At 73.1% G+C, this 12849-nt stretch carries 11 protein-coding genes and 1 pseudogene; 9 read left to right on the top strand and 3 right to left on the bottom strand.

Annotated features, from left to right (window positions below):
* Positions 1 to 30: 30 nt before the first annotated feature.
* Positions 31 to 837, bottom strand: coding sequence for a PspA/IM30 family protein (locus tag ACFVXG_RS37580; protein WP_387934360.1), 807 nt, complete (start codon positions 835 to 837; stop codon positions 31 to 33).
* Between the two features lie 301 nt (positions 838 to 1138).
* Here ACFVXG_RS37580 and ACFVXG_RS37585 point away from each other — a divergent pair, with 301 nt between their 5' ends.
* Both ACFVXG_RS37585 and ACFVXG_RS37590 read left to right on the top strand, forming a co-directional pair.
* On the top strand, positions 1139 to 1732 hold the full coding sequence (locus ACFVXG_RS37585) for a DUF3043 domain-containing protein (protein WP_387934362.1): 594 nt from the start codon (positions 1139 to 1141) through the stop codon (positions 1730 to 1732).
* A 179-nt stretch (positions 1733 to 1911) separates the two neighbouring features.
* On the top strand, positions 1912 to 2652 hold the full coding sequence (locus ACFVXG_RS37590; RefSeq protein WP_387934404.1) for a class I SAM-dependent methyltransferase: 741 nt from the start codon (positions 1912 to 1914) through the stop codon (positions 2650 to 2652).
* A 26-nt stretch (positions 2653 to 2678) separates the two neighbouring features.
* Here ACFVXG_RS37590 and ACFVXG_RS37595 read toward each other — a convergent pair whose 3' ends face one another.
* Complete coding sequence (locus ACFVXG_RS37595; protein WP_387934363.1) at positions 2679 to 2879, bottom strand: hypothetical protein; 201 nt, start codon at positions 2877 to 2879, stop codon at positions 2679 to 2681.
* A gap of 117 nt (positions 2880 to 2996) precedes the next feature.
* Here ACFVXG_RS37595 and cobU point away from each other — a divergent pair.
* The 7 genes and pseudogenes from cobU to ACFVXG_RS37630 all read left to right on the top strand — a co-directional run.
* Positions 2997 to 3557, top strand: a pseudogene (cobU, locus tag ACFVXG_RS37600) (bifunctional adenosylcobinamide kinase/adenosylcobinamide-phosphate guanylyltransferase); the annotation flags it as partial.
* Positions 3558 to 3568: 11 nt separating this feature from the next.
* A complete protein-coding gene (locus tag ACFVXG_RS37605) occupies positions 3569 to 4684 on the top strand; it encodes a nicotinate-nucleotide--dimethylbenzimidazole phosphoribosyltransferase (RefSeq protein WP_387934365.1) in 1116 nt (371 codons plus the stop codon).
* 108 nt (positions 4685 to 4792) lie between these two features.
* The gene (locus ACFVXG_RS37610) at positions 4793 to 5584 is read left to right on the top strand and encodes an adenosylcobinamide-GDP ribazoletransferase (protein WP_387934367.1); all 792 of its coding nucleotides are present in this window, start codon (positions 4793 to 4795) and stop codon (positions 5582 to 5584) included.
* A gap of 258 nt (positions 5585 to 5842) precedes the next feature.
* Positions 5843 to 7348, top strand: coding sequence for a leucyl aminopeptidase (locus ACFVXG_RS37615; RefSeq protein ID WP_387934369.1), 1506 nt, complete (start codon positions 5843 to 5845; stop codon positions 7346 to 7348).
* Positions 7349 to 7752: 404 nt separating this feature from the next.
* Positions 7753 to 9141, top strand: coding sequence for a dihydrolipoyl dehydrogenase (gene lpdA, locus ACFVXG_RS37620; RefSeq protein ID WP_350515875.1), 1389 nt, complete (start codon positions 7753 to 7755; stop codon positions 9139 to 9141).
* A 75-nt stretch (positions 9142 to 9216) separates the two neighbouring features.
* Positions 9217 to 10977, top strand: coding sequence for a 2-oxoglutarate dehydrogenase, E2 component, dihydrolipoamide succinyltransferase (gene sucB / locus ACFVXG_RS37625; RefSeq protein WP_387934371.1), 1761 nt, complete (start codon positions 9217 to 9219; stop codon positions 10975 to 10977).
* A 138-nt stretch (positions 10978 to 11115) separates the two neighbouring features.
* Positions 11116 to 11631 carry a DUF4240 domain-containing protein gene (locus ACFVXG_RS37630; protein WP_387934406.1) on the top strand — a complete coding sequence of 172 codons (516 nt, stop codon included), beginning with the start codon at positions 11116 to 11118 and terminating at the stop codon, positions 11629 to 11631.
* A gap of 38 nt (positions 11632 to 11669) precedes the next feature.
* Here ACFVXG_RS37630 and ACFVXG_RS37635 read toward each other — a convergent pair whose 3' ends face one another.
* Positions 11670 to 12812, bottom strand: a complete 1143-nt coding sequence (locus ACFVXG_RS37635) for a DUF2510 domain-containing protein (RefSeq protein ID WP_387934373.1) — start codon at positions 12810 to 12812, stop codon at positions 11670 to 11672.
* Positions 12813 to 12849 lie beyond the last annotated feature (37 nt).

Raw genomic sequence — 12849 nt, forward strand, 5'->3', positions numbered from 1 at the left:
TGCGCTTCTCCTGGTTCGTGGGTGGTCAGCTCACTTGTTGTAGTTGATGCGCGGGGTGTCCTGCGGGTGCGCGTCCTGCGACTGGGCGGGCTTGCCCTGCTCGATCGCGGCCGGACCGGTGGCGGGGCCACCGGACAGCTCGGCCTTCATGCGGGCGAGCTCCAGCTCGACGTCGGAACCGCCGGCGACACGCTCCAGCTCGGCCTCGATGTCGTCCTTGCGGCCGAGACCGCTGGCGTCGTCGAGCGCGCCGGAGGCCAGCAGCTCGTCGATCGCACCGGCGCGGGCCTGCATCTGCGCCGTCTTGTCCTCGGCACGCTGGATCGCCAGGCCGACGTCGCCCATCTCCTCCGAGATGCCGGAGAAGGACTCGGCGATGCGGGTCTGCGCCTGCGCCGCGGTGTAGGTGGCCTTGATGGTCTCCTTCTTGGTGCGGAAGGCGTCCACCTTGGCCTGGAGGCGCTGGGAGGCGAGCGTGAGCTTCTCCTCCTCGGCCTGCAGGGCCTGGTACTGCGTCTCCAGGTCGTTGATCTGGGACTGCATGTTGGCCTTGCGCGTCAGCGCCTCGCGCGCGAGGTCCTCGCGGCCGAGGGACAGCGCCTTGCGGCCCTGGTCCTCGTACTTCGCGGACTGCTGCTGGAGCTGGGTCAGCTGGAGTTCCAGGCGCTTGCGCGAGGTCGCGACGTCCGCGACGCCACGCCGTACCTTCTGCAGCAGTTCGAGCTGCTTCTGGTAGGAGTAGTCGAGCGTCTCACGGGGATCCTCCGCCCGATCCAAGGCCTTGTTCGCCTTGGAGCGGAAGATCAGCCCCATACGCTTCATGATTCCGTCGCTCATGGGCCTCGGGTGCCCCCTTCTCCGGCCTGCGGTTTTAAATCTCGTTACCAGACACGACGAGTGTATGTGCAGCGAGCCCTTCGCCGCAGTGCACCTGCCTGCAACAAGACTGCTACAGCGACCAGCGGCAGATCCTCATCCCCCGGGTGGATCCGCCTCTCATCCTCCCCATACTCCATCGGATTGATCCCCTACGGGAAGGGCCCGGGCACCCCGGGTCCGATCGGGGTCGGACGGATCGATACGCGTTTGGGTCCGAGGGGACCCGTGGTCGCGGCGCCGCACCCCGTACGCTGGGGGTGTGTTCCGACGCCGTTCAGATGATGCCGCCGCCTCCGCCACCGTGCTGGAGGACGAGACGCCCCAGGCCCGCCACCCGCAGGCCAAGAAGGGCCGCCCCACCCCCAAGCGCAACGAGGCCGAGGCCAACCGGCGCACCCGGGTCGTGGTGCCCAAGGACCGCAAGGAGGCCTCCCGCCAGGCGCGCGACCGGATGCGCGTCGAGCGCGAGAAGCAGCGCCAGGCGCTGATCGACGGCGACGAGCGCCACCTGCCGGCCCGTGACAAGGGCCCGGTGCGCAAGTTCGCCCGCGATTACGTGGACTCCCGCTGGTCGCTCGCCGAGTTCTTCCTGCCGGCCGCCGTGGTCATCCTGGTGCTGAGCATCGTCAAGGTGCCCGCCCTGCAGCTGCTGTCCACGCTGCTGTTCCTGCTGTTCTTCGTGCTCGTCATCCTCGACTTCGTCCGCCTCGGCCTCGGCCTGCGCAAGCAGGTCGCCGAGCGCTTCGCCGGGCAGAACACCCGCGGCACCGTCGCCTACGGCATCATGCGCACCCTGCAGATGCGCCGGCTGCGCCTGCCCAAGCCGCAGGTGCGGCGCGGGGAGAAGCCCTGACCGCCGAACCGGTGGACTCCGGCTGGGCCCTCCCCTCCTGGGAGGGGCCCGGCCTCTACGCACTTCCCGGGCAGGGCGGCGCGCTGCCCGGACAGGGCGACGGCGGCCACGACCGGCTCGGCCAGGAGCGCCGGCTGCCCTCCCGCAGCGGCTCCTTCGCCGGCGGCACCGCGGCCTGGCTGGACCGGCTCGGCGGACTGCGCAACTTCGTCCGGCAGGAGCTCGTCTCCCGGCAGCTCGCCGAGCAGCTGACCGGCCGCACCGAGCAGCGGGTCCTCGACATCGGCTGCGGGCAGGGCACCCAGGCCCTGCGGCTGGCCCGGGCGGGCCACTACGTCACCGGGATCGACTCCGACCCGGTCGCGCTCGGCGTCGCCCAGGGGGCGCTCTCCGAGGAGCCGCCCGAGGTGCGCGGCCGGATGCAGCTGCTCAGCGGCGACGGCCACCAGTGCGGGCGCTGGTTCGGCCCGCGCAGCTTCGACGTGGTGCTCTGCCACGGCGTGCTGATGTACCTGCCCGACCCGGACCCGATGATCGCCTCGCTGGCCCGGCTGCTGGCACCGGGCGGACTGCTCTCGCTGCTGGTCCGCAACCGCGACGCGCTCGCGCTGCGGCCCGCCGCCGCCGGGGACTGGCGGGCCGCCCTGCACGCCTTCGAGAGCGACCGGTACTACAACCGGCTCGGGCTGGCCGCCCGGGCCGACCGGCTCGCCGACCTGACCGTCACCCTCTCCGAGGTGTCGGTGCCGGTGCGGCACTGGTACGGCGTCCGGGTCTTCACCGACACCGCGCCCGACAACGCCGCGCCGCCGGTGGACGGGCGGCAGCTGGCCCAGCTGCTGGAAGCCGAGGACCGGGCCGGCCGCACCGACCCGTACCGACAGGTCGCGGCGCTGCTGCACGTCATCGGGGCGAAGTAGCGCCGTAAGTCGGTTCGCCCCCGGGCTCAGCCCTCGTGCAGGCTCATCGAGTAGATCACCCGGTCGTCGTCCAGCAGGACGGCGTTGTCGACGCCCTCCTCGGCGAGCTGCTTCCAGCTCTCCCCGATCCAGGTCTCGGCGTCGCCCTGACCGGCGAACTCCTCCTGACCGAGGCCCGACGTCACCGCGCTGCCGTCCGCCTTCTCGTACCGCCACGTCCAGACCATGCCCGGCTCCTCCCACCGACGCTGCCTTGTGTGCTGCGCAGGTTAGCCTGCCCGGCCCGATCTTCCGTATGCCTGTCGGGCAGGATGGGCGGCATGGCGACCCACCCCCCGCTCTCCCGCACGCTGCTGCTCGGCGGCGCGCGCTCCGGCAAGTCCACCCGCGCCGAGCAGCTGCTCGCCGACCGCCCGGACGTCCTGTACGTGGCCACCGGCGGCACCCGGGACGGCGACGCCGAGTGGGCCCAGCGGGTCGCCCTGCACCGGGACCGCCGGCCGGCGAGCTGGCGGACCGCCGAGACCTGCGACCTGGAGGCCGTGCTCGCCGACGCCGGGGACCCGGCGCCCGTGCTGATCGACTGCCTGGCGCTGTGGCTGACCGCCGTGATGGACGAGTGCGACGCCTGGTCCGACGCGACCTGGGCGGACGGCGGCGAGGCCGCGGTGCAGCGCCGCTGCGAGGCCCTGGCCGCGGCCTGGGCCGCCACCACCCGGCCCGTCGTCGCGGTGAGCAACGAGGTCGGCATGGGCGTCGTCCCGGCCACCGCCGCCGGACGGCGCTTCCGGGACACCCTGGGCCGGCTCAACATGGCCGTGGCGGACGCCTCGGAGCGGGTCCTTCTGGTCGTCGCGGGACAGGTTCTGACGGTCAAGCCGAGCCCGCACACCTGCGCCGTGTAGCCTTCCGGACGATGGACACGACCGTGGATCTCGATACGTTCTCCTCGCTCGTCGAGCGCCCCGACGACAGCGCCCGGCGGGCCGCCGAGGAACGCTGGCAGGAAGCCGGCCGACCGCGCGGCGGCCTGGGCAAGCTGGAGGAGCTGGGCAGCTGGCTGTCGTCCGTGCAGGGGCGCTCCCCGGTGCGGCCGGTCTCGGCGCCCAAGGTGCTGCTGTTCGCCGCCGACCACGGCGTGGCCGCGCTCGGCGTCTCCCGGCTGCCCGCCGACGGCGGCACCGCGGCACGGGTGCGCGCGGTGCTCGACGGCAGCGCCCCGGTGGCCCGGCTGGCCGCGCGCTACGGCGCCGAACTGCGGGTCGTCGACGTCGCGGTGGACGCCGACCCCGCGGACTTCCCGGACGAGGTGGTCGCCCACCGGATCCGGCGCGGCTCCGGCCGGATCGACGTCGAGGACGCGCTCACCCCGGAGGAGACCGTCCGGGCCTTCCGGGCCGGCATGGCCGTGGCCGACGAGGAGGCCGACTCCGGCACCGACCTGGTGCTGCTCGGCGACCTCGGGGTCGGCTCCACCACGGTGGCCGCCGTCCTGGTCGGCGCGCTGTGCGGGACGGACGCGGCCGCGGTCTGCGGGCGCGGCTCGGGCATCGACGACCGGGTGTGGATGGTCAAGTGCGCCACCATCCGGGACTCGCTGCGACGGGCCCGCCCGGTGCTCGGCGACCAGCTGGCGCTGCTCGGCGCCACCGGTGGGGCGGACTTCGCCGCGATCACCGGCTTCCTGCTGCAGGCCGCCGTCCGCCGGCTGCCGGTGGTGCTGGACGGCGTGGTCTCCTCGGCCTGCGCGCTGGTCGCGCAGCGGATCGCCTTCCGGTCGCCGGAGTGGTGGCGGGCCGGGCAGTCCAGCGGCGAGCCCGCCCAGGCGAAGGCGTACGACCGGCTGACCCTGACGCCGTTGCAGGACCAGGGGATCACCGTGGGCGAGGGTGTCGGCGCGGTGCTCGCGCTGCCGCTGCTCCAGGCGGCGGGCGACGCGCTCGCGGACGAGGCGCCGCGGCCGTTCGTGCCGTCGGCGCCGAAGGAGCAGCCGAAGCTGCCGTCGGCGGCCGACCTGCTGCGCAGGCTGTAGCAGCCGGCCTGCCCCACGTTGTGCAGTTCCCCGCTCCCCCGATGGGGCGCGGGGATTTCTGTTTGTCCGGGCCGCGTGGTTCCGGGGAGAGAAGAAGGAGCGGGAGCGATGGCCGACGGCGGTGAGCGGGCGACGTGGGGCGAGGGACTGCGGTTCGCGTTCGGGACGCTGTCGGTGCTGCGGGTGCGGGTGGAGCGCTGGGACCGGGCGGCGGCGACCCGGGCGATGACGGCGGCCCCGGTGGTCGGGGTGGTGCTGGGCGCCGTCGCGGCCGGGGCGGGCGCGCTGGTCGCCTGGCGGGCGGGCGGGCTGCTCGCCGCGGTGACGGCGGTGGGGGTGCTCGCCGCGCTGACCAGGGGGCTGCACCTGGACGGCCTGGCGGACGTCGCCGACGGGCTGGGCAGCGGCAAGCCGGCCGAGGACGCGCTGCGGATCATGAAGCAGTCCGACATCGGCCCGTTCGGCGTACTGACCCTGGTGCTGGTGCTGCTGGCGCAGGTCGCCGTACTGGCCGGACAATTCGGGCATTCGGTGCTGCGCGGCGCCCTCGCGGTGCTCGCCTCGGCGGTGGCCGCGCGGTGCGCTCTGGCCTGGGGCTGCCTGCGGTCGGTGCCCGCCGCCCGCCCCGGCGGGCTGGGGGCGATGGTGGCGAGCACCGTCGCGCCCGCCGCGGCCGTCACCGGGACGCTGGTCGCCGCGTTCGCCCTGGCCCTGCCCGGACTGTTCGACGGATGGTCAGCCGTGCGCCTCCCGCTGGCCGTTGCGCTCGGCGCCGGTTCGGCCCGGCTCCTGCTCGTACGGTGCGTCCGCCGATTCGGCGGAATCACCGGGGACGTGCTCGGCGCGATGGCCGAGACCGCCGCGACCGGAGCCCTGTTCGCCCTGGCGTTGCTGGGCTGACACCGGGCGGCGCGTGGTCCCACCATGCGGACTACCATGCGTGGAGCACCGCAGCCCTGCACCGTGGCAGGTCCTGCCCGCCCGGCGAGCACCGAGGAGCCGGGGCCTCTGGTGCACGCGGCCGCCCCGGCGACCGCGCGCACCAGGGGGCCCGGAACCGCAGGGCCCGCCGGCGGACGGCCGGCGACGGCGGGCTGCGCCGGTGCGGCAGTCACGCCGCGACCGGCCGTGGACCGCGAAAGAACAGGACGCATTTACGTGACTGCATTGTCTGTGAGCACCTCCTCCGCCGCCTCGCTGCGCGCGGACGCCCTGGTGGTCGGTGTCGCTAAGGGCCCCAAGGGCATTGTGCTGGCCCCCGGCGCCGAGGCCGTGAACGAGGCGTTCGAGGGCAAGCTGGCCGAGATCCTCGGCACCCTGGGCGCGACCGGCTCCGAGGGCGAGAGCGTCAAGGTCGCCTCCCCGGCCGGCCTGAAGGCCGCGTTCGTGCTCGCGGTCGGCCTCGGCGAGGCGGCCGAGGGCGGCTACGACCTGGAGGCGCTGCGCCGCGCCGGCGGTGTCGCCGCCCGCACCCTGGCCGGCGTCAAGAAGGTCGCGCTGGCCCTGCCGGCCGAGTCCCCGGCGGAGGTCGAGGCGGTCGCGCTCGGCGGCCTGCTCGGCTCGTACGCCTTCGGCACCTACAAGGCCAACGGCAACGGCAAGGAGCCGGTCGGCGAGCTGGTCGTGCTGGCCGCCCGCAAGGGCAGCAAGGACGCCAAGGCCGCCGTGGAGCGGGCCGCCGCGATCGGCGAGGAGATGAACCGCGCCCGCGACCTGGTCAACACCGCACCGAACGACCTGACCCCGAAGAGCTTCGCCGCGATCGCCCAGGCGGCCGGCAAGGAGCACGGCCTCAAGGTCGAGGTGCTGGACGAGAAGGCGCTGACCAAGGGCGGCTACGGCGGCCTGCTGGGCGTCGGCAACGGCTCGACCAACCCGCCGCGGCTGGTGAAGCTCGCCTACACCCACCCGAAGGCGAAGGCGACCCTGGCCTTCATCGGCAAGGGCATCACCTACGACTCGGGCGGCATCTCGCTGAAGCCGGCCGGCCACAACGAGACCATGAAGTGCGACATGGCCGGTGCCGCCGCCGTGTTCGCCGCCGTGGTGGCCGCCAAGCGCCTGGGCCTGGCCGTCAACATCACCGGCTGGCTCGCGCTGGCCGAGAACATGCCGTCCGGCTCCGCCACCCGCCCGGGCGACGTGCTGCGCATGTACGGCGGCAAGACCGTCGAGGTGCTGAACACCGACGCCGAGGGCCGCCTGGTGCTGGCCGACGCGATCGTCAAGGCCAGCGAGGAGAACCCGGACGTCATCGTCGACGTGGCGACCCTGACCGGCGCCATGGTGCTGGCCCTGGGCACCCGCATGTTCGGCGTGATGGCCAACAACGACGAGCTGCGCGACAACCTGCACGCCATCGCGGGCGAGGTCGGCGAGCAGTCCTGGCCGATGCCGCTGCCGGCCGACCTGCGGAAGGGCATGACCGACTCGACCATCGCCGACCTGTCCAACATGGGCGAGCGGATGGGCGGCGGCCTGGTGGCCGGCCTGTTCCTCCAGGAGTTCGTGGCCGAGGGCACCGACTGGGCGCACCTGGACATCGCCGGCCCGGCGTACCACGAGAGCGCCCCGTTCGGTTACACCCCGAAGGGCGGCACCGCGAGCGCGGTGCGCACCCTGGTCCGTTTCGCGGAGCAGACCGCGGCCAACGGCAAGGCCTGATCCGAGCGGATCCGGACCCGACGGGGGCCCGGCGCGAGTGCGCCGGGCCCCCGTCGGCGTTCCCGCGCGGTTACCTGCGAGTAGGCCGGGATGCCCCACCGCACCTCTGTTCGCCACGGGCGAAACTTTGTTCCGCACTGCGGAAGAGGTGGTGCCGAAGCGGGCGGAAGACGCCCGTCCGGCGGCTGTCAACAAGGCTTTGAGCTGCGATGATGCCCTTCCGTCGGGGGTGTTCCCGCCCCGGTGACCACTCCGTGGGACACCCCTGGGGCGGACCCGGACATCAGCCACCGCGAACAAGTGCGAAGATGTATTTCCGGCACGACTGGGCGCCCCACAAAGGCTTCCGACCCACCGGACCGCGACCGGCCCGGCGACCCACCCCATTGCATGGAGGACGTGACGTGGCGAACGACGCCAGCACCGTTTTCGACGTAGTCATTCTCGGAGGCGGAAGCGGCGGTTACGCCGCGGCGCTCCGCGCCGCTCAGCTGGGTCTGAGCGTCGCCCTGGTCGAGAAGGGCGAGCTGGGCGGCACCTGCCTGCACCGCGGCTGCATCCCGACCAAGGCACTGCTGCACGCCGCCGAGATCGCGGACGAGACGAAGGAGGCCGCCGAGTTCGGCGTTCTGGCCACCTTCCAGGGCATCGACATCAACGGCGTCCACAAGTACAAGGACGACGTCATCGCCGGCCTGTACAAGGGCCTCCAGGGCCTGGTCGCCTCGCGCAAGGTGACCTTCATCCAGGGCGCGGGCAAGCTCTCCTCGCAGACCTCGGTCGACGTGAACGGCCAGCGCATCGAAGGCCGTCACATCGTGCTCGCCACCGGTTCGGTGCCGCGCTCGATCCCGGGCCTGGAGATCGACGGCAACCGCGTGATCTCCTCGGACCACGCCCTCAAGCTCGACCGGATCCCGAAGTCGGTCGTCATCCTCGGTGGCGGCGTCATCGGCGTCGAGTTCGCCTCGGTCTGGAAGTCCTTCGGCGTCGAGGTCACCATCGTCGAGGCGCTGCCGCACCTCGTCCCGCTGGAGGACGAGAACTCCTCCAAGCTGCTGGAGCGCGCCTTCCGCAAGCGCGGCATCAAGTTCGAGCTGAAGGCCCGCTTCTCGGGCGTCGAGTACACCGAGTCCGGTGTCCGCGTCTCCACCGAGAACGGCAAGCAGATCGACGCCGACCTGCTGCTCGTCGCCATCGGCCGCGGCCCGGTCTCGGCCGGCCTCGGCTACGAGGAGAACGGCGTCGCGATGGACCGCGGCTACGTCCTGGTCGACGAGTACATGCGCACCAACGTGCCCACCATCTCGGCCGTCGGCGACCTCGCCCCGACCCTGCAGCTCGCCCACGTCGGCTTCGCCGAGGGCATCCTGGTCGCCGAGCGCCTGGCCGGCCTCAAGCCGATGCCGATCGACTACGACGGCGTCCCGCGCGTGACCTACTCCAACCCGGAGGTCGCCTCCGTCGGCATCTCCGAGGCCAAGGCCGTCGAGCTGTACGGCAAGGAGAAGGTCGTCACCCTGAAGTACAACCTGGCCGGCAACGGCAAGAGCAAGATCCTGAAGACCGCCGGCGAGATCAAGCTCGTCCAGGTCAAGGACGGCGCCGTGGTCGGCGTCCACATGGTCGGCGCCCGCATGGGCGAGCAGGTCGGCGAAGCCCAGCTGATCTACAACTGGGAGGCCCTGCCGGCCGAGGTCGCGCAGCTCATCCACGCGCACCCGACCCAGTCCGAGGCCCTGGGCGAGGCGCACCTGGCGCTGGCCGGCAAGCCGCTGCACGCGCACGACTGATCGCGCCCACCACCCCCCGTTTCCGGTACTTCCCGTACTTCCCGTACGCAAGACTTGATAGGAGTCGCTGAAACCATGGCGGTCTCAGTAACACTGCCCGCGCTGGGCGAGAGCGTTTCCGAGGGCACCGTCACCCGTTGGCTGAAGGCCGAGGGTGAGCGTGTCGAGGTCGACGAGCCGCTGCTCGAGGTGTCGACCGACAAGGTCGACACCGAGATCCCGGCCCCGGCTTCCGGCATCCTCTCCTCGATCAAGGTCGGCGAGGACGAGACCGTCGAGGTCGGCGCCGAGCTGGCGATCATCGACGACGGCACCGGCGCCCCGGTCGCCGCCCCGGCCCCCGTGGTCGAGGCCGCGCCCGTCGCCGCTCCGGCCCCGGTTGCCGCTCCGGCCCCGGTCGCCGCTGCCCCGGCTCCGGTGGCCGCCCCGGCTGCCGCTCCGGCCGCCCCGGCCGGCGACGCCACCCCGGTGCTGCTGCCCGCCCTGGGCGAGTCGGTCACCGAGGGCACCGTCACCCGCTGGCTGAAGGCCGAGGGTGAGACGGTCGAGATCGACGAGCCGCTGCTCGAGGTCTCCACCGACAAGGTCGACACCGAGATCCCGTCGCCGGTCGCCGGCGTCGTCGTCAAGATCCTGGTCGGCGAGGACGAGACCGCCGAGGTCGGCGCCCAGCTCGCGCTGATCGGTGCCCCGGGTGCCGCCGCTGCCGCTCCGGCTCCCGTCGCTGCCCCGGCTCCGGTTGCTGCCCCGGCCCCCGTCGCTGCCCCGGCTCCGGTTGCCGCTGCTCCGGCTCCCGTTGCCGCTCCGGCTCCGGTCGCCGCCCCCGCTCCGGTTGCCGCTCCGGCTCCGGCCCCGGTTGCCGCCCCGGCCCCCGTCGCCGCTCCGGCCGCCCCGGTGGCCGACGCCGGTGACGCCTACGTCACCCCGCTGGTGCGCAAGCTCGCCGCCGAGCACGGCGTGGCGCTGTCCTCCGTCGCCGGCACCGGCGTCGGCGGCCGCATCCGCAAGCAGGACGTCATCGCCGCCGCGGAGGCCGCCAAGGCCGCCCCGGCCCCGGTCGCCGCTGCCGCCGCCCCGGCCGCCGCTGCGCCGAAGGCCGCCGCCGCGCCGTCCGCCCTGCGCGGCCAGACGGTCAAGATGACCCGCATGCGCAAGGTCATCGGCGACAACATGATGAAGGCCCTGCACGAGCAGGCCCAGCTGACCAGCGTGGTCGAGGTGGACGTCACCAAGATCATGTCGCTGCGCGCCAAGGCCAAGGAGGGCTTCCTGGCCCGCGAGGGCGTCAAGCTCTCCCCGATGCCGTTCTTCGTGAAGGCCGCCGCCCAGGCGCTGAAGGTCCACGCGGTCGTCAACGCGCGGATCAACGACGCCGAGGGCACCATCACCTACTTCGACACCGAGAACATCGGTATCGCGGTGGACTCCGAGAAGGGTCTGATGACCCCGGTCATCAAGGGTGCGGGCGACCTCAACATCGCCGGCATCTCGAAGAAGACCGCCGAGCTGGCCGCCAAGGTCCGCGACAGCAAGATCACCCCGGACGAGCTGTCCGGCGCCACCTTCACGATCAGCAACACCGGCTCGCGCGGTGCGCTGTTCGACACCGTGATCGTGCCGCCGAACCAGGCCGCCATCCTGGGCATCGGCGCCACCGTCAAGCGCCCGGTGGTCATCGAGGCCGACGGCGGCACCGCCATCGGCATCCGTGACATGACCTACCTGTCGCTCTCCTACGACCACCGCCTGGTGGACGGCGCCGACGCCGCCCGCTACCTGGTCGCGATCAAGGAGATCCTCGAGGCCGGCGAGTTCGAGGTCGAGCTCGGTCTGTAAGGCAGCGCGGCCGCACCACGGTCGTACGGAGCCCCGTGTCGTCCCCGGACGGCGCGGGGCTCCGGTCGCTTCCGGGATGCGGTTCGCGCCGGGTCATGGCATGCGTGGAGACGACTGAACAGGGATGCTTGAGCGGTGATGGACGAGACGGACTTCTGGCAGATCATCGACGACACCTGGGAGGCCGCCGACGGCGATCCCGATGAACAGGCCGAGCGGCTGGTGGAGCGCCTCGTCCAGCTGACCCCCGACGACGTGATCGACTTCGGCCGGCTGTTCGAGGCCCGGTTCCAGCGCGCCTACCGCTACGACCTGTGGGGCGCGGCCCACCTGCTGCTGGACGGCGCCTCCGAGGACACCTTCGACTACTTCCGCTGCTGGCTGATCGGCCAGGGCCGGGAGGTCTTCGAGGGCGCGCTGGTCGAACCGGACGACCTGGCGGACCTGCTGCCCGAGTTCGACGAGGAGGAGGACGGCGAGGCCGAAGACCTCGGCTTCGCCGCCGACGAGGCGTACGAGCAGTTGACCGGCCTGCCACTGCCCGACGTGGGCGGGCGGCAGACGGGGCGGCCGTCCGGGGCGTTCCTGGACTTCGACGACCCGGACGTGATGGCGAAGCGCTTCCCCAAGCTCTGGGAGCGGTACGGGGACTAGGGCGTGTCGGACACGCCCTGGCCCTCGCGCCCCGGGCGTCAGGTGCTGGTGCCGGAGGAGCTGTCCTGCTTGATGCCCTTGAGGATCTGGTCCAGCACCGAGGCGTCCGGCGCGGCCGGGTCGTCGTCCACGCCCCCTTCGAAGACCACGTAGCCGCCGCCCTTGGCCGGGACGGCGGCCAGCAGCACGTAGCCCTGGGTGCCGTCCGAGGTGCGGACGTGCCAGCGGGTGGCGTAGCCGAGCACACCGGCGACGGAGACGTAGCTGGAGCCGGAGTCGGTGTGCGAGGTGATCCCGGTGAAGATCGTCCCGGCGTAGGTCGGCATCGCCGCGTCGGCGGCCGCCTTGGGGGTGTCGCCCTGGACGGTGTCCTTCTCGATCGAGAACTGGCCGCGGATGCAGGAGTTGCCGTCGGCGCAGGTGTAGCGGCCGCTGCCGAGGTAAACCGTGGAGTGCGCGGAGTTGGAGGCGGCGTCCCAGCCGTCGAAGACCGGGACGGTGATCGCGTGCTGCGGGTCCGGGACGGTGGTCTTGAGGGACGGGACCGGCTTGGGGGCCGGGACGGTCGGCGTGGTCCGGGTCGGGGTGGGGCTCGGCTCCGGGCTGTCGCTCTGGGTGACGGTGACCGTGGGGTTGGGGGTCGGGTCCGCCCTGGTGTCCCCACCGCTGCTGAGCACGAGCCCGGCGATGATCCCGCCGACGGCCAGCACCGCGACCGAGATGCCGACGATCACGCCGGTGCGGTTCTTCCCGCCGGTGGGCGGCGGGTAGCCGTAGCCCGCGCCCGGGTAGGCCTCCTGGCCGGGGTAGGGCGGCTGGCCCGGGTACTGCTGCTGGCCGCCGTACGGGGCCTGGCCGGGGTAGCCGTAGCCGGGTGTCTGCGCCGCGTCCTGGACCGGGTAGCCGTAGCCGGCGGCGGGCGGGCCGCCCTGCGCCGGGTAGCCGTAGCCGGGCTGCGGCGGCTGGGCGGCGGGGGGCTGCGCCGCGGGGGGCTGCGCTGCGGGAGGCTGCGCCGCGGGGGGCTGCCAGACCTGGGTCGGGGCGTCGGCGAGCTGTCCGGCGGCGCCCTGGAGCGGTCGGACCTCGGCCGTCCAGGCGTTGCCGTCCCACCAGCGCTCGTGACCGGGGGTGCCGTCCGCACCGGCGACCGGGTACCACCCGGGAGGCGTCGAGTTGCTCACGGGCGTACGGTACCCGGCGCGGTGCTGCTCCAGACAG

The organism is Kitasatospora sp. NPDC058162 (assembly GCF_042884005.1).
GTDB lineage: Bacteria > Actinomycetota > Actinomycetes > Streptomycetales > Streptomycetaceae > Kitasatospora.

What these genes read in the sequence shown, in the direction of transcription:
- ACFVXG_RS37580 (WP_387934360.1), bottom strand. Translation starts at nt 837, where the DNA reads ATGAGCGACGGAATCATGAAGCGTATGGGGCTGATCTTCCGCTCCAAG.
- ACFVXG_RS37595 (WP_387934363.1), bottom strand. Translation starts at nt 2,879, where the DNA reads ATGGTCTGGACGTGGCGGTACGAGAAGGCGGACGGCAGCGCGGTGACG.
- ACFVXG_RS37605 (WP_387934365.1), top strand. Translation starts at nt 3,569, where the DNA reads ATGGACACGACCGTGGATCTCGATACGTTCTCCTCGCTCGTCGAGCGC.
- ACFVXG_RS37610 (WP_387934367.1), top strand. Translation starts at nt 4,793, where the DNA reads ATGGCCGACGGCGGTGAGCGGGCGACGTGGGGCGAGGGACTGCGGTTC.
- sucB (WP_387934371.1), top strand. Translation starts at nt 9,217, where the DNA reads ATGGCGGTCTCAGTAACACTGCCCGCGCTGGGCGAGAGCGTTTCCGAG.
- ACFVXG_RS37630 (WP_387934406.1), top strand. Translation starts at nt 11,116, where the DNA reads ATGGACGAGACGGACTTCTGGCAGATCATCGACGACACCTGGGAGGCC.